23 protein-coding genes and 1 tRNA gene are annotated in these 26,781 nt (G+C 69.7%); 8 read left to right on the top strand and 16 right to left on the bottom strand.

Annotated elements, in window-relative coordinates; genetic code table 11:
- Both A5681_RS17540 and A5681_RS17535 read right to left on the bottom strand, forming a co-directional pair.
- The coding region (locus A5681_RS17540; protein ID WP_156738030.1) for an MlaD family protein at positions 1-230 on the bottom strand (230 nt) is incomplete at its 3' end.
- Positions 231-405: 175 nt separating this feature from the next.
- Complete coding sequence (locus A5681_RS17535; RefSeq protein WP_067277604.1) at positions 406-1,104, bottom strand: TetR/AcrR family transcriptional regulator; 699 nt, start codon at positions 1,102-1,104, stop codon at positions 406-408.
- A 249-nt stretch (positions 1,105-1,353) separates the two neighbouring features.
- Between A5681_RS17535 and A5681_RS17530 the strand changes: the two genes are divergently transcribed.
- Together A5681_RS17530 and A5681_RS17525 are read left to right on the top strand one after the other, a co-directional pair.
- The gene (locus tag A5681_RS17530; RefSeq protein ID WP_231996346.1) at positions 1,354-4,062 is read left to right on the top strand and encodes a LuxR C-terminal-related transcriptional regulator; all 2,709 of its coding nucleotides are present in this window, start codon (positions 1,354-1,356) and stop codon (positions 4,060-4,062) included.
- A 50-nt stretch (positions 4,063-4,112) separates the two neighbouring features.
- Positions 4,113-4,601: a glutathione peroxidase gene (locus A5681_RS17525; RefSeq protein WP_067277599.1), complete on the top strand. Its 489-nt coding sequence runs from the start codon at positions 4,113-4,115 to the stop codon at positions 4,599-4,601.
- 44 nt (positions 4,602-4,645) lie between these two features.
- Here A5681_RS17525 and A5681_RS17520 read toward each other — a convergent pair.
- The 4 genes from A5681_RS17520 to A5681_RS17505 form a co-directional block, all read right to left on the bottom strand.
- Positions 4,646-4,722: transfer RNA gene (locus tag A5681_RS17520), tRNA-Met, on the bottom strand.
- A gap of 141 nt (positions 4,723-4,863) precedes the next feature.
- Entirely contained in the window at positions 4,864-5,400 is a 537-nt protein-coding gene (locus tag A5681_RS17515) for a cupin domain-containing protein (RefSeq protein ID WP_067277597.1), read from the bottom strand.
- Positions 5,393-6,079 (bottom strand): nitroreductase family protein, encoded by a 687-nt coding sequence (locus tag A5681_RS17510; RefSeq protein ID WP_067277595.1) that lies wholly within the window; start codon positions 6,077-6,079, stop codon positions 5,393-5,395. The genes A5681_RS17515 and A5681_RS17510 overlap by 8 nt, the downstream gene beginning before the upstream one ends.
- 13 nt (positions 6,080-6,092) lie before the next feature.
- Positions 6,093-6,743 carry an HD domain-containing protein gene (locus A5681_RS17505; RefSeq protein WP_067277592.1) on the bottom strand — a complete coding sequence of 217 codons (651 nt, stop codon included), beginning with the start codon at positions 6,741-6,743 and terminating at the stop codon, positions 6,093-6,095.
- Positions 6,744-6,825: 82 nt separating this feature from the next.
- Here A5681_RS17505 and A5681_RS17500 point away from each other — a divergent pair, with 82 nt between their 5' ends.
- Positions 6,826-7,797, top strand: coding sequence for a GlxA family transcriptional regulator (locus A5681_RS17500; protein ID WP_269454962.1), 972 nt, complete (start codon positions 6,826-6,828; stop codon positions 7,795-7,797).
- A 3-nt stretch (positions 7,798-7,800) separates the two neighbouring features.
- On the opposite strand, the gene A5681_RS17495 is transcribed toward A5681_RS17500, so the two are convergent.
- Together A5681_RS17495 and A5681_RS17490 are read right to left on the bottom strand one after the other, a co-directional pair.
- The gene (locus tag A5681_RS17495; RefSeq protein WP_067277590.1) at positions 7,801-10,782 is read right to left on the bottom strand and encodes a UPF0182 family protein; all 2,982 of its coding nucleotides are present in this window, start codon (positions 10,780-10,782) and stop codon (positions 7,801-7,803) included.
- 77 nt (positions 10,783-10,859) lie between these two features.
- Positions 10,860-11,882, bottom strand: a complete 1,023-nt coding sequence (locus tag A5681_RS17490) for a PDZ domain-containing protein (RefSeq protein ID WP_067277588.1) — start codon at positions 11,880-11,882, stop codon at positions 10,860-10,862.
- Between the two features lie 77 nt (positions 11,883-11,959).
- Here A5681_RS17490 and A5681_RS17485 point away from each other — a divergent pair, with 77 nt between their 5' ends.
- Together A5681_RS17485 and A5681_RS17480 are read left to right on the top strand one after the other, a co-directional pair.
- Positions 11,960-13,333 (top strand): zinc-dependent metalloprotease, encoded by a 1,374-nt coding sequence (locus A5681_RS17485; RefSeq protein ID WP_197498631.1) that lies wholly within the window; start codon positions 11,960-11,962, stop codon positions 13,331-13,333.
- 78 nt (positions 13,334-13,411) lie between these two features.
- Positions 13,412-14,215, top strand: coding sequence for a TOMM precursor leader peptide-binding protein (locus tag A5681_RS17480; protein ID WP_067277610.1), 804 nt, complete (start codon positions 13,412-13,414; stop codon positions 14,213-14,215).
- Between the two features lie 9 nt (positions 14,216-14,224).
- Here A5681_RS17480 and A5681_RS27490 read toward each other — a convergent pair whose 3' ends face one another.
- Positions 14,225-14,398 (bottom strand): hypothetical protein, encoded by a 174-nt coding sequence (locus tag A5681_RS27490; protein WP_197498630.1) that lies wholly within the window; start codon positions 14,396-14,398, stop codon positions 14,225-14,227.
- 82 nt (positions 14,399-14,480) lie between these two features.
- Between A5681_RS27490 and A5681_RS17475 the strand changes: the two genes are divergently transcribed.
- On the top strand, positions 14,481-15,824 hold the full coding sequence (locus A5681_RS17475) for an ABC1 kinase family protein (protein WP_067277583.1): 1,344 nt from the start codon (positions 14,481-14,483) through the stop codon (positions 15,822-15,824).
- Here A5681_RS17475 and A5681_RS17470 read toward each other — a convergent pair.
- The 3 genes from A5681_RS17470 to A5681_RS17465 form a co-directional block, all read right to left on the bottom strand.
- Positions 15,821-16,090 carry a WhiB family transcriptional regulator gene (locus A5681_RS17470; protein WP_067277581.1) on the bottom strand — a complete coding sequence of 90 codons (270 nt, stop codon included), beginning with the start codon at positions 16,088-16,090 and terminating at the stop codon, positions 15,821-15,823. The two genes, A5681_RS17475 and A5681_RS17470, sit on opposite strands and share 4 nt — an antisense overlap.
- A 135-nt stretch (positions 16,091-16,225) precedes the next feature.
- Positions 16,226-16,381, bottom strand: coding sequence for a hypothetical protein (locus A5681_RS27485; protein WP_197498633.1), 156 nt, complete (start codon positions 16,379-16,381; stop codon positions 16,226-16,228).
- Between the two features lie 175 nt (positions 16,382-16,556).
- Complete coding sequence (locus A5681_RS17465) at positions 16,557-18,656, bottom strand: ATP-dependent DNA helicase UvrD2 (protein ID WP_197498629.1); 2,100 nt, start codon at positions 18,654-18,656, stop codon at positions 16,557-16,559.
- 115 nt (positions 18,657-18,771) lie between these two features.
- Here A5681_RS17465 and mrx1 point away from each other — a divergent pair, with 115 nt between their 5' ends.
- Together mrx1 and A5681_RS17455 are read left to right on the top strand one after the other, a co-directional pair.
- The gene (gene mrx1 / locus A5681_RS17460; protein ID WP_067277579.1) at positions 18,772-19,026 is read left to right on the top strand and encodes a mycoredoxin Mrx1; all 255 of its coding nucleotides are present in this window, start codon (positions 18,772-18,774) and stop codon (positions 19,024-19,026) included.
- A 75-nt stretch (positions 19,027-19,101) separates the two neighbouring features.
- Positions 19,102-19,752 (top strand): sensor domain-containing protein, encoded by a 651-nt coding sequence (locus tag A5681_RS17455; RefSeq protein ID WP_067277577.1) that lies wholly within the window; start codon positions 19,102-19,104, stop codon positions 19,750-19,752.
- A 10-nt stretch (positions 19,753-19,762) separates the two neighbouring features.
- On the opposite strand, the gene nudC is transcribed toward A5681_RS17455, so the two are convergent.
- From nudC to A5681_RS17435, 4 genes are all read right to left on the bottom strand, one after another.
- The gene (nudC, locus tag A5681_RS17450; RefSeq protein WP_231996345.1) at positions 19,763-20,809 is read right to left on the bottom strand and encodes an NAD(+) diphosphatase; all 1,047 of its coding nucleotides are present in this window, start codon (positions 20,807-20,809) and stop codon (positions 19,763-19,765) included.
- Entirely contained in the window at positions 20,809-21,879 is a 1,071-nt protein-coding gene (locus A5681_RS17445; RefSeq protein WP_067277574.1) for a potassium channel family protein, read from the bottom strand. Before A5681_RS17445 ends, nudC begins: the two co-directional genes overlap by 1 nt.
- Positions 21,880-21,969: 90 nt before the next feature.
- Positions 21,970-25,266, bottom strand: coding sequence for an ATP-dependent helicase (locus A5681_RS17440; protein WP_067277572.1), 3,297 nt, complete (start codon positions 25,264-25,266; stop codon positions 21,970-21,972).
- Positions 25,263-26,781: PD-(D/E)XK nuclease family protein (locus A5681_RS17435; RefSeq protein ID WP_197498628.1), on the bottom strand; the 1,519-nt coding region annotated here is incomplete at its 5' end. The genes A5681_RS17435 and A5681_RS17440, both read right to left, overlap by 4 nt.

Below are 26,781 nucleotides of genomic sequence, written 5' to 3'. Positions count from 1 at the left end.
ACGGTCTCGGAGATGTTGCCGACGCGGCCGATCTCCACCCCGTTGTAGGTGACCTTCGAGCCGGGATCCATCACCAGGCCGGCCCGCGACGCCACCATCGTCAGGTTCGTCTTCGCGGTGAAGCCACCGCGGAACTGCACATACACCAGGGTGAAAACGATGGCCAGGATCACCAGCACGCCGACCGCGATCCACCGGTACGGCGGGAGCCGCTGGGAGTTGATCTGCACCGGCGAAGACGTTGTCACCAGTGCCCCACCCCTCCGCGTTCTGTTTCAGGCCCTGCACACGTATTCAATAACGAAGTCCACTGGAATGTACCTTGGGGGCGGTCGTTATGCGAACCGCCGTTCGCAGAATCAGCGCCGGCTTGGTGGCGCCACGCAGCCCGCGTCGACCCGTCTTTTAACCGGACGCGGTCTCGTGACGGAAAGCCGGCGTCTGTTGCACCGCAAGCGCCGTCCGCCGCCGGAGGAACTGATCGAAGTACTCGTTGCGATCCTGCCGCAGAATCCCGTTCAGCAGCAGGGTCCAACACTTCTGCAGGTCCCGGATGAATCGTTCCGGTTCATCAAGACTGCTTGTTTTCCGCAGCCCCATATGCGCGGACAACATCATTCGCGCCAGGTCCTCGGGGCCACAGCTTTCGTCGATGTCGCCCTCAGCGATGGCTTGCTCAACGACTGCCGCCAAGGTTTTGATCCATTCGCCGAAAATATCCCGATGTCGTCCCTGCGGGTGGCCCACCGTCTCGATCAAGTTCAAGGCCGCCCTGAAGAGGGCCGACTTGATGTCCTGAACGGCGACCAGAAACGAGAAGTCGATGAGTGTCTCCAAGCCGGAAAGCGCCCGGGACAGCAGGTCTTGCATGGCGATGGTCATGACGGCGGTCTGCTCGTCGATGATCGCGGTTGCCAATGCCTGCTTCGAGGTGAAGTGGAAATACAGTGCGCCTTTGGTCAAACCGGCCTCGGCGAGAATGTCGTCGAGGCCAACCTCGTGATAAGGGCGTCGGCCAAACTGATGCGATGCGGCCTTGATGATCTGTCGCCGAGTGGCATCGGCGGAGGGGCTGGCCACAGCTAGGTGGATCGGACGGGACATGCCCTGACAGGCCGCGCTACCGACAAGTCGCCTCCCCCAGCGGGTAAACCCAAGCGATTCAACGCTAACCGTTCAAGCCGCGGCGCGCCTTCTCGTCCACCCGGACTTTTTGAATTGACTACCCGAACGGGTGGCGGGTGAATAGCAAACGCCGGTTCGGCACCGCTCATTACACTAAGCGCTACGGAATGCCGGGGCTTGAGGCGAGGCGATTTGGGGATGCAGGCGGGACCGCAAGCGAGGCAGGTCGTGGCCACCAGGGTGCGACCTCCGGCCTATGACGACGGGCTGGTCAGTCGCGTGCGGCTCATCGAGTTGCTGCGGTCCGGCCGCACCAAACGGCTGGCATTGATCCACGCCCCGGCCGGGTTCGGCAAGACAACGTTGGCTGTGCAGTGGCAGCGGGTGTTGCAGGCCGACGGCGTGCCGGTGGCCTGGCTCAGCCTGGACCGTGACGACAACGACGTGGTGTCCTTCCTCGCTCACCTCATCGAAGCGGTTCGACGGGTCGAACCGGCTTTGGCTGCCGACCTGAGCGGCCTTCTCGAACAGCACACCGGCAACGCCCGGCGTTACGTGCTGTCCGAACTCGTCAACCGGATCGCCGAACAGCGGCGGCCGCTGGCGATCGTGTTGGACGACTGGCACCTCATCGAGAGCACCGACACCGAGGCGGCATTGGAGTTCCTCCTCGACGTCGGGTCCGACAATCTGCACCTGATCATCACCAGCCGAACCCGCGGGCCGGCCGTCGCGAAACTCAAGGTGCGAAATCAGGTCACCGAAGTGGACACCGCCCAGTTGCGCTTCGACCAAGACGAGTCCGCGGCGTTCTTCGGCCTGAACGCCTTGGGACTCAACGACGACGACGTCCGCCGACTGTGGGCGAGCACCGACGGCTGGGTCGCCGCTCTACAGCTTGCGACGCTGTCCTTGCGCGGCTGCGACGATCCGTCCGCGCTTATCAGCAGCTTCTCGGGTCGTCACCGCTCCATCGCTGACTATCTGGCCCAAAACGTTCTCAACGCGTTACCGCCCGAGCTGCTGGACGTCCTGCTGACCACCTCGATCAGCGATCGCATCTGCGGAGACCTTGCTCGCGCCCTCAGCGGTCAGCCCCGCGGGCAGTCGATCCTCGAAGAACTCGAGCGCCGCAACATGTTCCTGCGGCCACTCGACGATGATCGCGAGTGGTTCCGGTATCACCACCTCTTCGCCGATCACCTGCGTCGACGGCTGGAATGCGACCATCCCGAGCGAGTCGCCGGGTTACATCGCACCGCCTCGAGGTGGTTCGCCGAGCACGGGTTGCTGGGTGAGGCGGTCACGCACGCGCTGGCCGCGGGCGATGCCGACGCGGCGGTGGATCTGGTGGAACGCCATGCGATGTCCCTGGTCGAGCACAGCCGGATGGCCACACTGCTCGGGCTGGTCAACAAGCTGCCGAAGGGCTTGCTCCCCAGCCGGCCGAACTTGCAGATCGCCATCGCGTGGGCCCATTGCCTGCTGCACCAAGCATCGGATGTGCACGTGGCCCTCAATCATGTTCGCGCCGCGGCATCTTCGGATGCCGATGACGTCGGCGCGGGCGTTCTCGGCGAGGCCGACGTGGTGCAGGCGTGCACCGACGTGTACGGCGATCGCATCGACCGCGCTGCCGCTCTGGTCGCGCCCTATCTCGTGGAGAATCCGCCTTACCGGCCGTTTCTGGTGGCGGTGTCCGCCAACATCCGCACCTTCGTCGACATCCATACCTTCGCATACGAGACGGCGCAGACTCGCCAACGATGGGCCAACCCGTATCACGAAACCGCGGGCGGCCCCTTCGCCGGCGTGTACGGGCGATGCTTCGCGGGTCTGGCCGCATTCGGCCAACTCGATCTGCCCACCGCCGAGAACCGTTACACCGAAGCTCTAGCCTTGGCCCAGAACGAGGCCGGCCCCCGTTCGCATGCGGCCCGCCTGGCGGGTGCGCTGTTGGGCAGGATCCACTACGAGCGCAATGAAATCGATACGGCCGAAGTCCTTTTGGAACAGTGCCACGAGCTCGGAGCCGAAAGCGGTGTCGTCGATTTCATGATCACGACCTATAGAACCCTGGCCCGCATCAAAGTCCTGCGCGGCGACATCGATGAGGCTCTCTGCCTACTCGATGAGGGATATGTTGCGGCCGAGCAGCTTTGCCTTTCCAGGCTGTCGGCCGCGCTCGACAACGAGTGCACACGCCTGCACCTCGCGCTGGGCGACACCGGCCGGGCGCGAGAGATTCTCGAACGCCGCGGCCACGATGTGGCGGGCGGGATGGACGGGATCGCGATGGCCACCAGGCATTACCGACTGGGCATGCGGGCCCAGATCGCATGCGTCGAAGGCAACTTCGACGCAGCCCGCGATCTACTGTCCAGAATGCGTCACGAAAGCACCGCCGCGGGATGGCGGTATGGCGCAGCCGTCAGCACCATCGAGCTGGCCAGGGTGGATTTCCTCACCGGCGACAAAGAAGCTGCTGCCGAAATGCTTGTGCCCGCGCTGCTCGACGGCGCACGGGCCGGGCTACTTCGCACCATCGTCGACGCAGGGCCCGAAATCCTGAAAATCATCGCCGAGCTTCGCGACGCCAGCCGGACCCGCCGCTGGCCGCCCAAGCTGGCCCAGGTCCCGCCCGACTACCTCTCGCGACTGCTGGCCACCGCCCACGCCGACGCGAAGAACGCCGCCATCCCAGTCGTCGCGCGCCCCTCCGACCGCGGGCCCACGCCCGAAGAGCCGCTCAACGCGCGCGAAATCGAGATACTCCGGCTTCTGGACCGAGGCCTGTCGAACCAACAGATCGCCCGCAACCTGGGGGTGACCATCAACACCGTGAAGTGGTATCTCAAGGGCATCTTCATCAAGCTGGGCGCTACCCGGCGCGGCGAATCGGTCTCCGAGGCGCGGCGACGGCAGCTGCTGCCCTAGTCGCTCCTCGAGTCTGGCTGGTTCCGCCCCCGTCCGTTAGCGTCTTCGGCGTGACCCTCAAAGACATCCCCTTGACCACCCTCGACGGCCGGCCGACCACGCTGGCCGAATTGGCCGACGGCGCGGCGCTGGTCGTCAACGTCGCCTCCAAGTGCGGACTGACGCCGCAATACACCGCGCTGGAGAAGCTGGCCGAGGACTATCGCGACCGCGGCCTGACCGTCGTCGGCGTTCCCTGCAACCAGTTCATGGGCCAGGAGCCGGGCACCGCCGAAGAGATCCAGGAGTTCTGTTCGACGACCTACGGCGTGACGTTCCCGCTGCTGGCCAAGACCGACGTCAACGGCGACGGCCGGCACCCGCTCTACGCCGAGCTGACCAAGGCCGCCGATTCCGCCGGGGAAGCCGGCGACATCCAGTGGAACTTCGAAAAGTTCCTGGTCGCCCCCGACGGTGAGGTGGTGCGGCGGTTCCGGCCCCGCACCGAGCCCGACGCCCCCGAGGTCATCAGCGCAATTCAGGACGTGCTGCCCCGTTAGGCATGAAAACGGCCCCCGGAGCAATCTCCGGGGGCCATTTCCGTTGGTAGCGGGGACAGGATTCGAACCTGCGACCTCTGGGTTATGAGCCCAGCGAGCTACCGAGCTGCTCCACCCCGCGTTGGTGAATGCCAGGTTACCGAACCGGCGTCACGGCGACCAAATCGCGCGGTCACCGGCCCTCCTGGCGCCGAGATTGCCGCCAGGGTCGCGGGTCGCGGGGCGAGCACAGCCATGGCGGCAATCTCGGCGAGGCCCAGTCTCAGTGTGACGGCGGGTTCAGCCCGTACCGCCGCGCGATGTCGTCCATCCAGTCGGGTGACCCGTAGGTCAGCCCGTACTTGTCGGCCAGCTCGCCGAACTCGGGCAGCTCGTGCAGGACCTTGCCGACCGGGTCGTCGGCGTGCTCGACGAGCAGCTCCCCGAGCTCGCGGAAATAGTTCTCGAATCCGCCCGGGGTGATGACCTCGATGATGCGGCCGGGCGTATTGCCGGCATTCCACATCGCGTGCATCTGCCCGCGGGGCTTGGTGATGTAGCCACCGGGTCCCAGCACCACTTCGCTGTCGTCGGAGCGGAAGCCGATCTCACCGGCCAGCACGATGGAGTGCTCGTCCTCGCGGGTGTGCATGTGCGCCGCCGTCAGCAGCCCGACCTCGAAGGGGTGCTCGACGATCGACACCTCACCCCCGTTGGTCTTGCTGGACAGCTTGAACACGGCCCCGAAGCCGGGAAGGGCGACGTACTCGCCCTCTCCTGGCTGCACGACGGTGACCCCGATTTGCTCCGCGCTAGTCATTTCCGGACCCCCGCGGCGGCCAGAGGGGCTCCGGCACCTCGATACCGAACGGCTTGCCCCAGCCGTTGCGGGACGAGACCTCGTGCACCGGGCGCCGATTCGCGGCCACACCCCACTTGCCGAGCGGGTAGCCGAGGGCCAGCATGGCCGACATCTCCCAACCCTCCTCGGCCGGCACGCCCAGCAATTCGTTCACCTCGTCGGCGAAATTGCGCAGCACCATGGTCATCACACCGCCGACGCCCTCGGCGCGGGCGGCCAGCAGCGCGCTCCAGATCGCCGGGAAGATGTTGGCTCCACCGAGGTCGTCGATCGCAAAGACGAAGAGCAACAAGGGGATTTCTTCGAAGTGGTCGGCCAGGTAGTTTCCCGAGCCCTGCATCCGGCGCATCGTCTCGGCGTGCGCGGCCGGGTCGGCGCCCGGGGCGGTCGCCACCATGGGTCCTGTTCCCGCGCTGAACTTCTCGTATTCGATGGCGCGGGCCCGCCGGAACAGGTCGGCGAACTCGCGGATGAGCTCAGGATCGTCCACGGCCACGAAGTGCCAGCGTTGGGTGTTGCCCCCGTTGGGGGCGCGCACCGCCGCGTCGAGGATGCGGGCCTGGGTCTCCAGCGGGATCGGGTCCGGCCGCAGCCGGCGCATCATCCGGGTGGTGTACAACGCCTCGTGAATGTCCATTTGTCCGCTCCTTTCATTCGGGCCAGCTGTTGTTGAGGATCTTGTCGACGAAGTCGACACGCTCGAAGGTGGGGTCGAAGTGCGCCAGCACGTCGGCGTTCATGGTGCCCGCCGTGGTCAGCGGGCGGTGCTTCATCCCGTCGTTGAACGCCGCCAGGATGCGCTGCTTGAATTGCGGGCGCGGGTGGGCGGCGGTCACCGCTTCGAGGGCGTCGGGGGCCAGGTGCTCGCGTCCGATGCCGACCACGTCCACCTCGACACCGGCCTGCAGCAGAGCGACCTCGGGGTCCAGGAACTCGGGCACGCCGGGCGTGGTGTGCAGCGCGATCCCGAGCCACACCTTGGCGGCGTCCTCCTGGTCGACGCCATGCGCGGTCAGGAAGTCGCGGGCCGCGTTCGCGCCGTCGACCTCGAAGCGGAGCGTCGAGGTGCGGTAGCGCTCGGTCAGCCCGATGTCGTGGAACATCGCGCCGACGTAGAGCAACTCCGGGTCCGCTTGCAGGCCGCGGCGCAGGCCCTGCAGCGCGCCGAACAGGAACACCCGCCGCGAATGGTTGAACAGCAGGTCGTCTTCGACGTCGCGGATGAATTCGGTGGCCTCGCGCACCAGGGCCGAGTCGGGGATGCGGATGCCGGCGATGGTTTCGATGGATGAAGTGGTCATACCCGTCAGTGTGCGACCGCACGCGCCAATCGACCGTGGGCGTTCGGGTCGTCCTGTCCACAGAAAGCGACACAATGTCTACGTGGCCGAGGCCGGAGCGCATTCGCGGGTGGTGGTGATCGTCGTCTTCGACGACGTGACGATGCTGGACGTCGCGGGGGCCGGCGAGGTGTTCGTCGAAGCCAACCGGTTCGGCGCCGACTACCGGGTGAAGATCGCGTCGGTGGACGGCCGGGACGTCACCACGTCGATCGGCGCTCGATTGGGTGTCACCGACCGGATCTCGTCGATCGAGTCCGCCGACACCGTTCTGGTCGCCGGCAGCGACCACCTGCCCCGGCGGCCGGTCGATCCCGCGCTCGTCGACGCCGTCAGGTCGTTGGCGACACGCTCCCGGCGGATGGCATCCATTTGCACGGGGTCGTTCATCCTCGCCCAGGCGGGGCTGCTCAGCGGCCGGCGCGCCACCACACACTGGAACGAGACCCGGGTGATGGCCCGCGCCTTTCGGGATGTCACCGTCGATCCCGACGCGATCTTCGTGCGCGACGGCAACGTGTTCACCTCGGCCGGGATCTCGGCCGGCATCGACCTGGCCCTGGCGCTGGTGGAAATGGACTACGGGACCGAACTGGTCCGCAACGTGGCCCGGTGGCTGGTCGTCTACCTCAAACGTGCAGGGGGACAATCACAATTCTCGGTGCTGGTGGAGGCCGATCCCCCGGCGCAGTCGCCGCTGCGGGCGGTGATCGACGCGGTCGCGGCCAACCCGGGCGCGAATCACAGCGTGAAATCCCTTGCGGCCCGGGCGTCGCTGAGCACCCGCCAGCTGACCCGGCTCTTCCAATCCGAGCTGGGGATGACCCCGGCCCGCTACGTCGAGCTGGTTCGGATCGATTTCGCCCGTGGCGCACTGGAATCCGGCCGCTCCGTCAGCGAGACCGCGGGCATGGCCGGTTTCGGCAGCATCGAAACGCTGAGGCGGGTGTTCGTCAACCACCTGGGCATCAGCCCGAAGGCTTACCGGGAACGGTTCCGAACGGCCTACGCCTGAGGGCTATTTGGTGTTGTTGTATTTGGTGATCGCGTCGTCCAGCCGCTGCAGCGCCGCGCCGTAACCCGCGAAATCGCCCTTCTTCTGGGCGTCCTTGGCCGCACCCAGCGCGGCCTGGATCTCCTGCAACGCAGCGGATTTGGCTGGAGACAGCGTCACCGACCCGTCCGGCACCGGCGGAACCGCCGTCGGCGGAGGCAATCCCGGCGGGCCGGCGGGCGGGGGCGGGGTGACCGGCGGCGCCGCCTGCGGATTGCCGGCGTCGGTCGGCTGGATGCCCGTCGCCGCCGCGCCCGCGCCGGGACCGAACAGCCCGGTCAACGCGTCACGAACCGTGGGGCCGTACCCGATCTTGTCGTTGTACATCATCGCCACCCGGATCAGCCGCGGGTACGACGACGCGGCGTCGCTGGCGCCCGGGGACGCGTAGACGGGCTCGACGTACAGCAGGCCACCCTGACCCACGGGCAGCGTGAGCAGGTTGCCCCAGCGGATGCGGTTCTGGTTGTCGCGCCCGATCACGCCGAGGTCCTGCGACACCGCCGGGTCGGTGGTGATGGCGTTGTTGGCCAGCTTGGGACCGTTCACCTGACCCGGGATGGTCAGCACGGTGATCCGGCCGTAGGTCGCCGGGTCGGAGCTGGCGCTGATGTAGGCGGCCAGGTAGTCGCGCTTGAACCGGTTCATCGCGCTCGTCAGCTGATACGACGACGAATTATCGTTCTTCGCAATGTTTTTCGCCACGATGTAATACGGCGGCTGGTAGCTGCTGGCGGTCGGATTCGGGTCCAGCGGCACGTCCCAGAAGTCCGACGTGGAGAAGAACGTCACCGGGTCGTTGACGTGATACTTGGCCAGCAGCATCCGCTGCACCTTGAACAGGTCCTCGGGGTAGCGCAGGTGCTCGGCCAGCTCGGGGGTGATGTCGCTCTTCGGCTTCACCGTGCCGGGGAACACCTGCATCCACGCCTTGAGCACCGGGTCCTGCTCGTCCTGCTGGTACAGCGTCACGGTGCCGTCGTAGGCGTCCACCGTGGCCTTCACCGAGTTGCGGATGTAGGAGACCTGCTTGTCGGGGGCCAGCTTGTTGAACGCCACCTCGTTCGAGTCGGCGGTGGCCGATTCCAGGGAGGTGAGCTCGGAGTACGGGTAGTTGTCCAACGTGGTGTAGCCGTCGATGATCCACACCAGTCGCTTGTTGACGATCGCCGGATAGACCGAACTGTCGGTGGTCAGCCAGGGCGCCACTGCCTCCACCCGGCGGGCCGGGTCGCGGTTGAACAGGATCCGGCTGTTGGAGCCGATCACGTTGGAGAACAGGAAGTTTCGCTCCGCGAACTTCGCGGCGAACACGCTGCGGGACAACCAGTCCCCGACCGGCACTCCCCCGAGCCCGGTGTAGGTGTAGTTCTTGGTCTCGGCGCTGGTCTCGTAGTCGTACTCGCGGTCGGCTCCGTTGCGCCCGACGATCGCGTAGTCGGCCGACGTGTTGGAGATGACGGGCCCGTAGTAGATGCGCGGCTGCTCCAGCGGCGCGGGACCGTCGGAGACCACGTTGCCGTTGGCGCCGACGACATTCACCAGAAACTCCGGATAGCCGCCGTTCTGGTTGGGGTCGTTGGCGACGCCGCGCACCGTGTTCGCCGGGGAGGCGATGAACCCGTTGCCATGGGTGTAGACGCTGTGCCGGTTGATCCAGTCGCGCTGGTTCTCGATGAGCCGGTCGGGGTTCAGCTCGCGGGCCGCGACGACGTAGTCGCGCAGCGAGCCGTTGCGGTCCACGTACCGGTCGATGGACAGCTGGTCGGGGAAGTAGTAGAAGTTCTTGCCCTGCTGGAACTGGGTGAACGCCGGGCTGACGATGGTCGGGTCGAGCAGCCGGATGTTGGACGTGGTCGCGCGGTCGTCGGCGACCTGCTGGGCGGTGGCCTGCGTGTCACCGGCGTAGGTGCGGTAGGTGACGACGTCCGACGTCAGCCCGTACGCCTGCCGGGTCGCCGCGATGCTGCGGCTGATGTACTCGCTTTCCTTCTGCGCGGCATTGGGTTTGACGCTGATCTGCTCGACGATCAACGGCCAGCCCGCGCCCACGATGAGCGATGACAGCAGCAGCAGCACCAGGCCGATGGCGGGAATCCGCAAGTCGCGCAGGACGATCGCGGAGAACACCGCGGCGGCGCAGATCAGCGCGATCGCCATCAGGATCAGCTTGGCCGGCAGCACCGCGTTGATGTCGGTGTACCCGGCGCCGGTGAAGGGCTTGCCGCCGCGGGTGTGCGACAACAACTCGTAGCGGTCCAGCCAGTACGCGACCGCCTTGAGCAACACCAGCAGACCCACCACGGTGACCAGCTGGATGCGCGCCGATCGGCTCAGCGCGCCGGTGCGGCCGGACAGCCGGATCCCGCCAAAGATGTAGTGCGCCAGCAGGTTCGCGAGGAACGCCAGGAAGACGGCGACGAACAGGTAGCTGAGCAGCAGCCGGTAGAACGGCAGGTCGAACGCGTAGAAGCCGAGGTCCTTGCCGAACTGCGGATCCCGGATGCCGAAGTCCCCGCCGTGCATGAACAGCTGGATGCGCACCCAATAGCTTTGCGCGATGACGCCGGCCAGCAGGCCGATCGCGACCGGCACCCCGATGCCCACCAACCGCAGCCGGGAAAGCACGACCGCGCGGTACCGCGCGACCGGATCGTTGTCGTTGCTCGGCACGAACACCGGCCGGGTGCGGTAAGCCACCGCGAGACCGGCGAACACGATGCCGCCCACCAGCAGGCCGGCCACCAGAAAGACCACGAACCGGGTGACCAGGACGGTGGAAAACACCGAGCGGTAGCCGAGCTCGCCGAACCACAGCCAGTCCACGTACGCGTCGATCAGCCGCGGACCGGCGAGCAGCAAAGCGATCACACCCAGTGCGATCAGGATCAGGATCCGGCTACGCCGGGTCAGCTTCGGCATCCGTGCGGTGGGCCGCATCCCCACTGGCTACGCTCCCTGCTCGATTGATCGACGGTGACAACTCTACGCATCGCGCGACCTGCGATCGGCCCGCTCGGCGTCTAACAGCTCGGCGCCTGACCCCCCGAACTGATCGCATGCAGGGCGTCGACCGCCTGGCCCAGGCTCTCCACCTTCACCAGGCGCAGGCCGGACGGATTGTCCGAATTCGCCTCGTAGCAGTTCTTGGCCGGCACCAGAAAGACCGTGGCGCCCGCCGCGTGGGCGGCGACCATCTTGTGCGTGATGCCGCCGATCTGGCCGACCTTCCCATCGGCGGAGATGGTGCCGGTCCCCGCGATGAACTTCGACCCGGCGAGGTCACCGGTGGTCAGCTTGTCGACCACCGCCAGGCTGAACATCAGGCCGGCCGACGGCCCCCCGACGTTGGCCAGGTTGAAGTCGACGACGAACGGCGCCCACGGCGCGGTCAGCACGGCGACGCCGAGGAAGCCGTAGTCGCGATCCTTGTTCGCGCCCAGCGTAATTTGGGCCACCCCGGCCGGCTCGTTCTTGCGCCGGTAATCGATCGTCACCGTCTGACCGGGTTTGGTGTTCTTCAGCAGCCCGGTGAACTGGTCGACGTCGGCCACCGGGACGCCGTTGACCGCGTCGATGGCGTCGCCGTCCTTGAGCTTGCCCGCTGACGGACCCGGGTCGGTGACCTTGGCGACGGTGACCGCGGCCGGGTATTTCAGGTAGCCCAGCGCGGCGTAGGCGGCGCTGTCCTCGGATTCCTTGAAGTCCGCGTTGTTGGCCTTGTCGACCTCGTCCCGCGACTTGCCCGGCGGGTAGATCAGGTCCCGCGGCACCAGCTGCTCCTGGCCGGACAGCCACAGCGTCAGCGCTTCGCCGAGAGTCAGCTGGTCCCGCTGGGACACCGTCGTCATGTTGAGGTGCCCGGTGGTCGGATGCGTCGCGGTGCCCTCGATCGCCACCACCTGCTTGCCGTCGACCTCGCCCAGCGTGTCGAAGGTGGGTCCGGGGCCCAGCGAGACGAACGGCACCGTCACCACCGCGAGCAACACGCCGAAGACCAGGATCGGCACCAGCGCGACCATCAAGGTCAGAATCCGCCTGTTCACGCCGATTACACTAGACGGAGCCCGCGGGCCCGGTTCAGCCACAAGCTGACCCCGACGCCACCCAACCTGTTCCCCCGGTGAGTACCGTTGACGGTATGGCTGACCTGCCTTTCGGCTTCTCCCACGGAGACGACCCAGACAAACCTGGGAAGAAAGATCCCAATTCGGGCTCCGGCGGCTCCGATCCCTTCGGCGCATTCGGCATGAGCGGCGATTTCGGCATGGGCGACCTGGGGCAGATCTTCACCCAGCTGGGCCAGATGTTTTCCAGCGCGGGCAGCGGGATGGCGGGCGGCCAAACGTCCGGGCCGGTCAACTACGAGCTGGCGCGCCGGGTGGCCACGAACTCGATCGGGTTCGTGGCACCGATCCCGGCCACTACGCACTCGGCGATCGCCGACGCGGTGCATCTGGCCGAGACCTGGCTGGACGGCGCCACGGCGCTGCCCGCCGGCACCACCAAGGCGGTGGGCTGGAGCCCGGCCGACTGGGTCGACAACAGCCTGGACACCTGGAAGCGGTTGTGCGACCCGATGGCACAACAGATTTCGACGGTATGGGCGTCGTCGCTGCCCGAGGAGGCCAAGAGCATGGCCGGCCCGCTGATGGCGATGATGTCGCAGATGGGCGGCATGGCCTTCGGCTCCCAGCTGGGACAGGCCCTGGGCCGGCTGTCGCGCGAGGTGCTGACGTCCACCGACATCGGATTGCCGTTGGGGCCCAAGGGCGTTGCGGCGATCCTGCCCGACGCCCTGGAGTCGTTCGCGGCCGGGCTCGAGCAGCCCCGCAGCGAGATCCTGACGTTCCTCGCCGCCCGTGAGGCCGCCCACCACCGGTTGTTCAGCCACGTGCCGTGGCTGTCGAGCCAGCTGCTGGGCGCGGTGGAGGCCTACGCGAAGGGCATGCAGATCGACATGAGCGGGATCGAGGAGCTGGCCCGCGACTTCAACCCCGCGACGCTGTCCGACCCGGCTGCGATCGAAAACCTTTTGGGCCAAGGCGTTTTCGAGCCGAAGGCCACCCCGGCGCAGACGCAGGCGCTGGAACGCCTCGAGACGCTGCTCGCGCTGATCGAGGGTTGGGTGCAGGTCGTGGTCACCGGGGCCCTGGGCGACCGGATTCCGGGGGCGGCCGCGCTCAGCGAGACGCTGCGCCGCCGCCGCGCCACCGGCGGCCCGGCCGAACAGACCTTCGCGACGCTGGTGGGCCTGGAGCTGCGGCCCCGCAAGATGCGCGAAGCCGCCGCGCTCTGGGAGCGCCTCACCGAGGCCGCCGGCGTGGACGCCCGCGACGCGATCTGGCAACACCCCGACCTGCTGCCCGCCGCCGAGGACCTCGACGAGCCGGCCGGCTTCATCGACCGCGTCATCGGCGGCGACACCAGCGGCATCGACGAGGCGATCGCCAAGCTCGAGGACAACCCCGAGAATCCCGGCCCTGTGGATAACTGACCGGGACGGTCGCCCCGGGCGTGGCACAGTGCACCCGTGTCACCGGCCGTGCTTTCCACCTACGCGCTGGACCCGGCGATGCCGGTGCTGCTGCGGCCCGACGGCGCGGTCCAGGTCGGCTGGGATCCCCGCCGCGCCGTGCTGGTGCGGCCGCCGGGCGGGCTGGCCGCACCGGAGCTGGCCGCGCTGCTGCGATCCATGCGGTCACCCACGCCGCTGGCCGAGCTGCGGCGGCGCGCCCTCGACCGCGGCCTGCGGGACGCCGACGGCCTGACCGATCTGGTGGCCCAGCTGGTCGGCGCGGGCGTCGCGACCGAATGCGCGAGGTCGCGGGGCCGGGCGCCGGCCATCCGGATCCACGGCCGCGGCCCGCTGTCCGAGCTGCTCGTCGAGGCGTTGCGCTGCTCGGGTGCCCGGATCGCCCGCAGCAGCCAGCCGCACGCCGCCGTGTCGGCCGCCGCCGTCGACCTGGTGGTGCTGTCCGATTACCTGGTCGCCGACCCCCGCATGGTCCGCGAGCTGCACGTCCGAGGCGTGCCCCACCTGCCGGTGCGGGTCCGCGACGGCGTCGGCCTGGTCGGTCCGCTGGTGATCCCGGGCACGACGAGCTGCCTCGGCTGCGCGGACCTGCATCGGCGGGACCGCGATGCCGCCTGGCCCGCCATCTCCGCGCAGCTGCGGGAGACCGTCGGCGTGGCGGACCGGGCCACGCTGCTGGCGACCGCGGCGCTGGCGCTCAGCCAGGTGAACCGGGTGATCGCCGCCGTGCGCCACCAGGAGGCGGTGCCGCCCCAGACGCTGAACGCCACACTGGAATTCGACCTGGACGCCGGCGCCATCGTCGCGCGGCGCTGGACCCGCCACCCGCTGTGCTCGTGCTGACGCGGCCCGTTAGCCGAGCCGCCCCTGATCCGGGACGTTGCACGACACCGCCTCATACGCCGTCGCGAGCTGGTGCAGGATCTCCGCGGTCAGCGTGCGGTCGTTGCGATGCTTGTCCAGCGTTTCGATGATCGCCCTGAACAGGGAGTCAGCGGCGTCGTGCTGCGATTGCTTGGCTGCCATGGGGGACAACCTAGGACGCCGCGCCGCGCGCCGCCCCGCGAACCGGTGTTGCGAAGATCAAGCGCAAGGCGCGCGGAACGTCATGGATGATGGATACGTGGCAGACATCAAACGCGGCCGGGCGGCGCGCAACGCGAAGCTGGCCAGCATCCCGGTCGGCTTCGCCGGCCGGGCCGCGCTCGGCTTCGGCAAACGGCTGACCGGCAAGTCGAGGGACGAAGTCCAGGCCGAGCTGATGGAGAAAGCCGCCAACCAGCTGTTCACCGTCTTGGGCGAGCTCAAGGGCGGGGCGATGAAGGTCGGCCAGGCCCTTTCGGTCATGGAGGCCGCCATCCCGGACGAATACGGCGAGCCGTACCGCGAGGCGTTGACCAAGCTGCAAAAGGACGCCCCGCCGCTGCCCGCCAACAAGGTGCACCGGGTGCTCGACGCCCAGCTGGGCACCAAGTGGCGTGAACGGTTCAGCTCGTTCGACGACAAACCCATCGCCTCGGCCAGCATCGGGCAGGTGCACAAGGCGGTCTGGGCCGACGGCCGCCCGGTGGCCGTCAAGATCCAGTACCCCGGCGCCGACGAGGCGCTGCGCGCCGACCTGAAGACCATGCAGCGGATGGTCGGCGTGGTCAAACAGCTCGCGCCGGGCGCCGACGTCCAGGGCATCGTCGACGAGCTGGTCGAGCGCACCGAGATGGAACTCGACTACCGGCTCGAGGCCGACAACCAGCGCGCCTTCGCCAAGGCCTACGAGGGCCACCCACACTTCGCGATACCCCACGTTGTCGCCAGCGCGCCCAAGGTCGTCGTCCAGGAGTGGATCGACGGCCTGCCGCTGGCCGAGATCATCCGCAACGGGACCCGCGAGCAGCGCGACCTGATCGGCACCCGGCTGCTCGAGCTCACCTTCGATGCGCCGCGGCGGCTGGGAATGCTGCACGGCGACGCGCACCCGGGGAACTTCATGCTGCTTCCCGACGACCGGATGGGCGTCATCGACTTCGGCGCCGTCGCACCGCTGCCCGGCGGCTACCCCATCGAGCTCGGGATGACGATCCGCCTGGCCCGCGACAAGAACTACGACCTGCTGCTGCCGACGATGGAGAAGGTCGGCTTCATCCAGAAGGGCCAGCAGGTGTCCGTGCGCGACATCGACGAGATGCTGCGCCAGTACGTCGAACCCATCGAGGTCGACGAGTTCCACTACACGCGCAAGTGGCTGCAGCGCATGACCGTGGGCCAGATCGACCGGTCGGTGTCCCAGATCAAGACCGCCCGGCAGATGGACCTGCCGCCCAAGCTGGCCATCCCGATGCGCGTCATCGCGTCGGTGGCCGCGATCCTGTGCCAGCTGGACGCGCGGGTGCCGATCAAGGCGCTGTCCGAGGAACTGATCCCCGGCTTCGCCGAGCCCGACAGCGCGGTCAGCTAGGCGGCGACCTCGTCCTTGCGGGGACGTCCGCGGGGTCGTTTGAAGCTCAGGATCGCGCCGCGGTCGAAGATTTCGCCGCCCCACACCCCCCAGGGCTCGGCCCGCTCCAGGGCCGCGGCCAGGCATTGGCGCCGGATCGGGCAGCCCGCGCACAGCGCCTTGGCGCGCTCGAGGTCGGCCGGGGTTTCGGCGAACCAGAGGTCGGGATCGCCGGCGTGACACGGCAACGCCGGCGTCGGCTGTCTGGGGACTGTCAGTGCCGACATGTCCTGCTCACCTGCTTCCTGGTCGGGGTCTGCCTATTTCGGTGATCCGGACCAGGGAGCGGGCTTGCGCCCGAAAAGACTGTGGCCACGGATCCTTGACTTCGGGTCCGTGGCCATTCGGTGAAAACCGGGGAGTTAGGTAGCCATTCGGTGGACCTCGAGTCCTGCGGACGCGTTCGTCGCGGCGGCGGCGCGATGCTTCAACGCGGCCGCCGGCACGGCGGTGCGGGCGGCATGCTTGAGCGCAGCCGCCGCGGCGGCCACGTCCACACCGAACGCGTCGTTGATCATCGTGGCCACCTCCCTTCGTCGTGCCAGAACGCAGCTTCGAGGGTAAACCGTCGCCGACATGCGGCACAAACGATTTTCTGACCTGCGCCTTATCGGCGATAGCCTTGCCGAGTGTGGGCCTTAGGTACGGCGATTGGCATCAATTCGTCCATAAGGCCCACACTCGACGGCGTGGTCAGCGGCCGCGCACCAACTCCAGCACGTCGGCCCCGTACTGCTCCAGCTTGCGCGCGCCGATGCCCGGGATCGCGATCAGCGCGTCCTCATCGCCGGGCCGCAGCTCGGCGATCGCGATCAGCGTGTTGTCGGTGAAGACCACATACGCCGGCACCTGCTGCTCCTTGGCGACGTCCAGCCGCCACGCCTTGAGCCGCAGCAGCAACTCCTCGTCGACGTCGGCGGCGCACGTCTCGCAGCGGCGCAACATGACCGCCGCGGCGGTGGCCAGGTCCTTGTTGCAGATCCGGCAGCGCGCCGCGGGCCCCCGGTTGCGCCGGCTCCTGCTGGGGGCGGCGTCGGCGCGCGCCTGCGGGGCGATGCCGTTGAGGAACCGCGACGGCTTGCGGCCCTGCCGTCCGCCCGGGCTGCGGGCCAGCGCCCAGCTGAGCGTCAAATGTGTTCGTGCCCTGGTAATTCCGACGTAGAGCAGCCTGCGCTCCTCCTCGACCGCCTCGCTTTCGGGGCCGTGCGCCAACGCGTGCGAGATGGGCAGCGTGCCGTCGGCCAGGCCGACCAGGAACACCGCGTCCCACTCCAGGCCCTTGGCGGCGTGCAACGAGGCCAGCGTGACGCCCTGCACCACCGGCGGGTGCCGCGCGTCGGCGCGCAACCGGAGCTCGGCCAGCAGCCCGGCGAGGTCCAACTGCGGACGCTGGGCCACCTCCGCGTCGACCAACTCCGCCAGCGCGGTCAGCGCATCCCAGCGCTCCCGGGCGCGGGTGCCCACCGGCGGCTCGGCCGTCAGCCCCAGCGGTTCCAGGACGGCCCGGACGACGTCGGGCAGCGGCCCGTCGGCGCCGCGCTCGGCCGCGCGCTGCAGCGCCAACAGCGCCTGCTTGATCTCCTGACGGGTGAAAAAACCCTCGCCGCCGCGGACCTGATAGGGGATGCCCGCCTCGGTCAGCGCCTCCTCGTAAGCCTCGGACTGCGCGTTGACCCGGTACAGCACCGCGATCTCCGACGGCGGGGTGCCCGCTTCGATCAGCCGGCCGATGGACGCCGCGACGGCGGCCGCCTCGGCCGGTTCGTCGGAATGCTCGTGGAACGTCGGGGCGGGGCCGGGCGGGCGCTGCCCCAACAGGTGCAGCTTGCTGCCGGCGACCCGGCCGCGGGCCGCCGCGATCACCTGGTTGGCCAGCGACACCACCTGCGGCGTGGAACGGTAGTCGCGTTCCAGGCGAACCACGGTCGCGTCGGGATAGCGCCGCGAGAAGTCCAGCAGGAACCGCGGCGAGGCCCCGGTGAACGAGTAGATGGTCTGGTTGGCGTCGCCGACGACGGTCAGGTCGTCCCGGTCGCCCAGCCACGCCGTCAGCACCCGCTGCTGCAGCGGCGTGACGTCCTGGTATTCGTCGACGACGAAACAGCGGTAGCGGCCCCGGAATTCGTCGGCCACGGCCGCGTCGTTCTCGATCGCCGCCGCGGTGTGCAGCAGCAGGTCGTCGAAGTCGAGCAGCGTCACCGATTCGTCGCGGACCTTCAGCGCCTCGTAGGCGGCGTAGACGGTCGCGACCCGGGCGGCGTCGAGCGGGATGTCCCGCGCCGCCGCGGCCACCGCGGCCGGATACTCCTCGGGGGTGATCAACGACGCCTTGGCCCACTCGATCTCGCCCGCCAGGTCGCGGACGTCGTCGGTGCTGGCGTTGATCCGGGAGCGGCTGGCCGCCCGCGCCACCACGGCGAACTTGGTGTCCAGCAGCTGCCAACCGGTGTCACCGACCACCCGCGGCCAGAAATACCGCAGCTGCCGGAGCGCCGCGGCGTGGAACGTCAGGGCCTGCACCCCGCCGACGCCGGTGTCCGCGCCCGCGGCGGCGCCCAGCGAGCGCAGCCGGGAACGCATCTCCCCCGCCGCCCGCTGGGTGAAGGTGACGGCCAGCACCTGCCCGGCGGCCACATGGCCGCTGGCCACCAGCTGCGCGATCCGGTGGGTGATGGTGCGGGTCTTTCCGGTTCCGGCGCCCGCGAGCACGCAGACCGGGCCGCGGGGAGCCAGCACCGCCTCGCGCTGCTCGTCGTCCAGCCCGGCGGTCAAGGCGTCGGCGACCATCGGCATGGCGTCCATCTTGGCAGCGATGGCCGACAAACCGTGGCCCCGGCCGGTGCGCGTCGGGATATCAGTGCGGTGTTCCGGCGCGGAACACATCGCCGCCGGGCTACGTTAACGAGCTATGACCACTGCCCCGATCACCGTCTACACGACCTCATGGTGTGGCTACTGCCACCGCCTGATGACTGTGTTGAAGTCCAACGGAATTCCGTACGAGGCGGTCGACATCGAGCACGACCCCGCGGCGGCCGAATTCGTCGGATCGGTCAACGGCGGCAACCGGACGGTGCCGACGGTCAAGTTCGCCGACGGGTCGACGCTGACCAATCCGAGCGCGGCCGAGGTCAAGGCCAAGCTGGCCCAAACCAGCGCCTGAGCGATCGCCGACACGCCGCCGGTGTCGATCAACTGCCCGGCCCGCCGTCGCGGGGCGGCCCTAACATTGGCGACCATGGCGTCGAGTTCTCGGTCGGGCCCCTTGCTTCGGCGTCTGTCGGCCGTCCTCGTCGCGGTCGTGGTGTCGGCATGCTCGCACTCGCCGGGCCACCCGGCGGCCACGCCGAGCCCACACGCCTACGCCGATTCGCTGGCCATCAGCCTCGACGACGCCCGCCGCATCGCGAATTTCGAAGGGCTGCAACCCTATTCATCCGACCGCCACGATCCGCCCCGGGAGACCGTCGGCAACCCGCCGGCCCCGTGCCGGACGGTGGGAACCACGGAACTCACCTTCGCCGGGGGCTGGAAGGAATACCGTTCGGTCGCCTACGCCGGCTCGACCGCCGACGCGAGGCCGGGCGGAATCGCCCCGATCAACGAGGTCACCAACGCCGTCGTCGTCTACCCGGACGCCAACGCCGCCCGCGGGGCGCTCAACCAGCTGCATACGACGCTGGATCAGTGCGCCTCCCTGCACCCCACCGCTTACGACTTCGCGCTGAACAAGCCGGATTCCCTGACGCTGAAGCTGAACTCCGACGGCTGGATCCACCTGTACACGGTCAAGTCATCGGTATTGGTCTCCGTCGGCGTGCTGGGAATCGAGCCGACCGATCAGGTCGCCAGCGCCGTGCTGCAGACCGTGACCGACCGCGTCAAGTAGCGGCACCGGGTCAGTCGGTCGCCGCCCAGGATTCGATGATCACCCGCGCGATCGAGATCGACCCGGGCAGCAGCAGTTTCGATTCCGTCGAGCTGGACCAGTCGCCCGCCGCGAGCGCCGCGCGCACCTCGTCGCGGGTGAACCACGCCGCCTCGGCGATCTCGCCGTCGTTGAACGAGAATTCCTCGGCCGGGTCCGCGACCGCGTGAAAGCCGACCATGAGCGAGCGCGGAAACGGCCACGGCTGGCTGCCCAGGTAGCGCACGTCGCGCACGGTGAGACCGATCTCCTCGCGGATCTCGCGGGCCACGCAGACCTCGAACGATTCACCGGCCTCGACGAACCCGGCCAGCAGCGAGAACATCCGCTCCGGCCACACCGCCTGGCGGGCCAGCACCGCGCGGTCGCCGCCGTCGTGGACCAGGCAGATCACGGCGGGGTCGATGCGCGGGAACTCCTCGTGCCCGGTGACCGGGTTGACCCGGGCCCAGCCCGCCCGGGCCGGGCGGGTCGGTGAGCCGTCGACCGAGCTGAACCGCGCGGAATCGTGCCAATTGAGCAGCGCGAGGGCCGAGGAGACCAGTTGGCTGCTGGTGTCGTCGAGGATCGACCCGAGGCCGCGGAGGTTGACGACCTCGGTGTGCACGTCTTCGTCCTCCGGCGCCTCCAGGGCGCCGCGGATCGCCCACACGTGGCGGTCGTTGTCGAGTCGGCCCAGGAACACCGCATCCGGTGGCGGCTTGTCGGCCAGCTTGGCCGCCGAGCCCAGCACCACCCGGCCGTCGGCGACGAGCACCTGACTGCGCGAATCCACCCGCAGCAGCGCCGCGTCCGCCCAGCCGGCCGCGGCCGCGTCGACGTCGGTGCGTAACTGGTCGGCCCGGTCGGCCCCGACCCGCGACAGCAACGGAACGTTCCGCAGCCGAAAGTCCGCGATCGCCGCGGGATCCGATGGATGGCGACCCGCTTCGCCCGGCTCCGCCGCGCTCGCGATCGACGCGGGATCCGATGGATGGCGACCCGCTTCGTCCGGCTCCGCCGCGCTCGCGATCGCCATCAGTGCCCCGCGTGCCGGATGTAGAGCAGCCGGTCGTTGGCCTCGACGGCGTCCACCTCGGGCGCGCCGATGCGCAGCAGGTGGCCGTCGCGGACCACGCCGAGCACGATGTCGCGCAGGTGCCGAGGGGAGCCGCCCACCTCGGCCGGCTCCACCTCTCGTTCGGCGATCGCCAGCCCGAAGTCCGGTGTCAGCAGGTCCTCGATCATCTCCACGACGCTGGGCGTCGTGGTGGCCAGCCCGAGCAGGCGACCGGCGGTCGCCGAGGAGACCACCACCGAGTCCGCACCCGATTGCTGCAGCAGGTGCTGGTTTTCGGCCTCCCGGATGGACGCCACGATCTTGGCGTTGGGCGCGATCTCCCGGGCGGTCAACGTGACCAGCACCGCGGTGTCGTCACGGCTGGTGGCCACGATGATCGAGGCCGCGTGTTGGGCCCCGGCCAGCCGCAGCACGTCGGCCTTGGTGGCGTCGCCGTGCACGGTGACCAGGCCCGCGGTCGCGGCGTGCTCGAGGGTGCCGCGATCGGTGTCGACGACGACGACCTCCCCCTGGGCGGCCTCGTCGCCGAGGATCGCGGCGACAGCCGTCTTGCCCTTGGTGCCGTAGCCGATCACGATCGTGTGGTTGCGCACTCTGCTCCTCCAACGCTGAATCTTCCACCCCTGCCGGGACCGCTCGGAGAGCACCTCGAGGGTCGTGCCGACCAAGACGGCCAGGAACGCGATCCGCAGCGCGGTGAAGATCAGGGTGTGCACCAGGCGCGCGGTTTCGGTGTACGGGGTGATGTCGCCGTACCCGGTCGTCGACAGGGACACCGCGGAGAAGTACACGCAGTCCAGAAAGGTCAGCGGCTGGCCCCGCACGTCGCGGTATCCGTTGCGGTCCGCGTACACGATGACGGCCGCGGCGAACAACACCACCAGGGCGATGGCCACGCGGCGGGTGATCACCCGAATGGGGCTGGCGTGCTCTTCGGGGATGCGCACGACGCCGACCAACTGGTGGCCTCGCTGGGCGGTCAGCGTCTCTTCGAGGCCGCTCAGTTGTCGAGACCTACCGTTGCGCACGGCGGTCCGTGATCGGCTCAACGCCAGCGCAGGTGACACGCACGACTCAATGTAACCACGATCGCGACCCCGGTACCCGGGCAGCGCGGGTCACCCGACGGCGGGCCCAGTCAGCAGCCCGGCCAGTTCGGCGGGGGCCGGCAGATCGTCGGGGGCGACCGTGGTGCGGGCGCGCACGTAATAGAAGGCCGTGCGCACGCACGATTCCGGGACGCCGGACAAGGCGGCCCACGCCAGGCGGTAGACGGCGAGCTGGACGGCGGCCTGCCGCATGGCTTCCGGCCCGCGCGGTGGTTCACCGGTCTTCCAGTCGGCGACCGTGGCGCCGCCGTCGGGGTCGGCGAACACCGCGTCGATGCGGCCGCGCACCAGGGTGTCGCCGATCGGCATCTCGAAGGGCACCTCGACGGCGATCGGAGTGCGTGTCGCCCAGGGCGATTCGGTGAATGCGGCCTGCAATGCGGCGAGCTCGCGGGTGTCGCCGACGTCGGAGTCGGCCGCGCCCGGCAGGTCCGCAAGGTCGAACAGGCACTCGGCGCCGTAGAACTGCTGGACCCACGCGTGAAACGCGTTGCCCAGCAACGCATGCGGGTCCGGCCGCGAGGGCAGCCGATGCCGCAGTCGCTGCGCGGCGCCCGCGGGGTCGCGGGCCAGGTCGACCAGGCCGCTGACCGACAGCTGGCTGGGCAGCACCCCGGAAGGCGGTTGGACCGCCCGCTGCCGCTCGGCGAGCAGCGCGTCGACATCGGCGGCCCAACCCTCGATGTCGGCGCCTTCGTCACCGGTGTCGCCCGCCATCGCCCCGGCCACCAACGCCGCGCCGCGCTCGACGTCGCCGCGCCGGCCGGCCAGCGGATCGACCGGCCAGACCGCTTCGACCATGTTGTCGCGCAACGGGTTCCGATCACCATCGGCCGGTGTGGGCGCCCATTGATCGACCACCCCGCAGGGGTCCCCCGCCGCGGCCGAACGGTCGATGACGTCCTTGATCTCGCACAGGAAATCCGACGGGCCGCGGGGCTTGATCCCGGTGGCGCCCCACTGGTGGCCGGACACCAGCAGGGTGTCCTCGGCACGGGTGATGGCGACATAGAGCAGCCGGCGTTCCTCGTCGACGCGCCGCTGCTCGAGCTGGCGGCGGTGCTCGGAGATCTTCTCGGACAGCTGCTTTCGATTGGTGACGTCCGAGGTGTCCAGCACCGGGATGCCCGGCGCGCCCGCCGAGGCCCGGTCGCCACGCAGCAGCGGCGGCAGTTCCGCGGCGTCGGTGAGCCAGGTGCTGCGGGACGCGGTCGACGGAAAGATCCCGCCCGACAGGTGCGCCACCGCGACCACCTGCCACTCCAACCCCTTCGCGGAGTGCACCGTGAGCACCTGGACGCGGTCACGCGCGGCCACCACCGGGGCAGGCGGCAGCCCGTTCTCGACCGACTCGGCCACGTCGAGGAAGGCAAGCAGGCCCGGAACCGACGCCGTCGCGTCGGCCGCGCCCCCCGCGTCGGCTCGTTCGGCGTAGCCGGCGACGCCGTCGGCGAACGCGTCGAGGTGTTCGGTGCCGGCCCAGCCCGCGTGCGCCCCCGCCGCGGCGCGGACGTCGCAGTCGACGCCCAGCACCCGGCGCACCTCGGCGACCAGGTCGGGCAGGGCGTGGCCCAGGTGGCCGCGCAGCGCGCGCAGCTCGGCGGCCAGCGCGGTGATGCGCTGATACCCCGCGGCCGAATACCCGTCGGCCGGACCGGGATCCGCGATGGCGTCCGTCAGGCACGCGGTGTCGGCCTCCGGGCCGGCCGCCATCGCGATCGCCTCGGGCGCGGGTGCCGCGCCTGCGCCCGGCCCGTCGCAGAGCGTCCTGGCGCGCCGCCACAGCGCGGCGACGTCGCGGCCGCCGAGGCGCCAGCGCGGGCCTGTGAGCACCCGCATCGCCGCCGCGCCCGCGGTCGGGTCGGCGACGAGCCGCAGCATGGCGACGACGTCGGCGACCTCCGGGACGGACAGCAGCCCGGCCAACCCGACGACCTCGACCGGCACGCCGCGGGCGCGCAGCGCATCGGCGATGGGCGCGGCGTCGGCGTTGCGGCGCACCAACACCGCGGCGGTCGGCGGGTTTTCGCCGTCGGCCCGCCGGTACCGGGCGGCGAGCTCGTCGGCGATCCACTCCCGTTCGGCCTGCACATCGGGCAGCAACGCACAGCGGACGGTCCCGGGCGGGGCGTCCGGGCGCGGCCGCAGCGCGTGCACCGCGACGGACCTGCGGCGCGCCTCCGCCGATATCGCGTTGGCCAGCCGCAGCGTACGCGGCGGGTTGCGCCAGCTGGTCCGCAGCTCCAGGACCGGCGCGGGCGTGCCGTCGGACAGCGGGAAGTCGGTGGTGAAGCGCGGCAGGTTGGTGGCCGAGGCGCCCCGCCAGCCGTAGATCGACTGGATCGGGTCGCCGACGGCGGTCAGCGCCAGCCCGTCGTCGACGCCGCCGCCGAACAACGCCGACAGCGCGACCCGCTGGGCGTGCCCGGTGTCCTGGTACTCGTCGAGCAGCACCACCCGGTAGCGGCCGCGCAATTCCTCGCCGACCCGTGGGTGATTCGCCGCCAGCCGTGCCGCGCAGGCCATCTGCGCGCCGAAATCCATGGCCTTGACCGACCGCATCCGCTCGCCCAGCGCGTCGAGCAGCGGCACCAGCTCGGCGCGCTGGGTCTGGGTGGCCAGCAGCCGCAGCAACCACTGGCTGGGGCCGCGGTCGCGCTGGTAGGGGCCCGCCGGCAGGGTGTGGATCAGCCGCTCGAGCTCGACGTGGGTGTCGCCGAGCTGGCGGGTGTCCACCAGGTGTTCGGCGAGCTGACCCCACAGCCGCAGCACCATCGACGTCACCGCGGCGGGGGTCTTGTCGGTGCGCAGGTCGCCGCGGTAGCTGCTCACGACGTCGAAGGCCAGCTGCCACAGCTCGGTCTCGCCGAGCAGCCGGGTGTCGGGCTCGATGGGCAGCAGCAGCCCGTGGTCGCGGATCAACGAGCCGGCGAAGGCGTGGTAGGTGCTGACCGTCGGGGCGCCCGCCGGTTCCGTGGACGCCGCGCCGTCGGGCGCCTGGGGGTACCGCCCGCTTGCGGGGGAACCGACGCCGGCCAGCCGCGCGAGGCGGGACCGCACGCGGCGCAGCAGCTGGCCGGCGGCCTTGCGGGTGAAGGTCAACCCGAGCACCTGGCCGGGTTCGGCGTAGCCGTTGGCGACGAGCCACACCACCCGCGCGGCCATGGTCTCGGTTTTGCCGGCGCCCGCGCCGGCGATCACGACCAGCGGTCCGGGCGGGGCCGCGATGACGGCGGCCTGCTCGTCGGTGGGCGGGAAAAGCCCGAGTGCACCGGCCAATTCGGCCGGGCTGAAGCGGGCGTTCACTGCGCCGCCCCGTCAACGTGGGCCGGGCACGAGGGCCGTACCGGGCAATGCGAGCAACCGTCGTTGCGCCGGGCGACGAACCGGGGACCGGCGGTCGTCTCGGCGGCGCTGACGACCAGCCGGCGCCATTCGTCGCGGGCGGCCGGCGTCAGCGGATCCTGTTCGCGCTCCGTGGCACCCGAGGCCCCGGGTTTGCCGACGTAGACCAGCCGCGCGCCGCCGGGCTCCTCGCCGGCCGCGACCATGCCCTCGGCCACCGCCAACTGATACATGGCGAGCTGGGCGTGTTGTTGGGCGTCGTCCTTGCTGACCGGCGACTTGCCGGTCTTGACGTCGACGATCACCAGCCGGCCGGCGGCGTCGCGCTCCAGCCGGTCGACCCGGCCGCGCAGCCGGACCTCGCCGCCGCCGTCGCGGGACGCGGCCAGGGTTCCGTCGATCTCGACCTCGACGCCGACTTCGGTCAGCGTGCCTCGGGTCTGCGCCCGCCACTCGACGAATGCCTCGATCATCGCGCGGTGCCGCGTCAGCTCGTTGGCCGAATGCCACTCCGCCTCGAAGGGCAGATGCCTCCAAGCGCGGTCCAGCTCGGCCAGCAATTCCGTTGCGCTCTTGTGTGATTCGGCCACCAGGGCATGCACCACCGAACCGATCGTCGAGCGCAGATCGCGTGGGTTCGTCCCGCCATGTCGTTCGGCCAGCCAGCGCAGCGGGCAGTCGTTGAGCGACTGCAGGGTCGACGGCGTCAAGGTGACGGCGTCGCCGGCTTGGTGCAGCGGTTCGCTGGTGCTGACCGGGGTCAGGCCATGCCAGCCGGCCGGGTCGGCGCCGGGTACCCCGGCCCGGGCGAGCCGCGCCAATTGCGTTGCCGCACAGGCGCGGGCGGCGTCGTCGACGGTGCCGTCGGGTGCACACACGACACCGCGCAACCGGCCCACCAAGGCCGCCGCCGACAGCACGCGGGGCGCCGAGACGGGTTGAGCCGCAGCCTGATCGGCGTCGCCGTCGGACCACTGCGCGAGCTCGTAGAAAAATGCCGACGGCAGCGCGGCCTGTTCGTCCGCGCCACCGGTGTCGCTGTCCACGGCGGTCACCAGCAGCCGGCGGCGGGCCCGGCCCATTGCGGCGACCAGCAGCCGCCGCTCCTCGGCCAGCAGCGGCGCCCGCACCGACGCCTCCTCGGTGACGCCGTCCAGCACGTCCAGCACCCGCTGGGTGGCCAGGACGCCACCGCGCGGAACGGTGTTGGGCCACAAGCCCTCCTGCAGCCCGGCGATGACCACCAGGTCCCACTCGTGCCCCAGGGCGGCGTGCGCGCTGAGCACCCGCACCTGCTCCACCGTCGACACCGGTTCCTGGTTCACGCCCGGCAGGTGTAGCGCGGCGACGTGGTCGACGAGCCCGCGCAGCGACGCCCCGGACGTGCGGGACACGTATTGATCGGTGATGTCGAACAACGCGGTCACCGCCTCCAGGTCCCGGGTGGCCTGCGCGCCGGCGGGGCCGCCGCGCGCG

This window comes from Mycobacterium scrofulaceum (assembly GCF_001667885.1).
GTDB lineage: Bacteria > Actinomycetota > Actinomycetes > Mycobacteriales > Mycobacteriaceae > Mycobacterium > Mycobacterium scrofulaceum_C.
The sequence above is the reverse complement of the archived record's forward strand: the minus strand, read 5'-3'. Positions and strand labels throughout refer to the sequence as shown.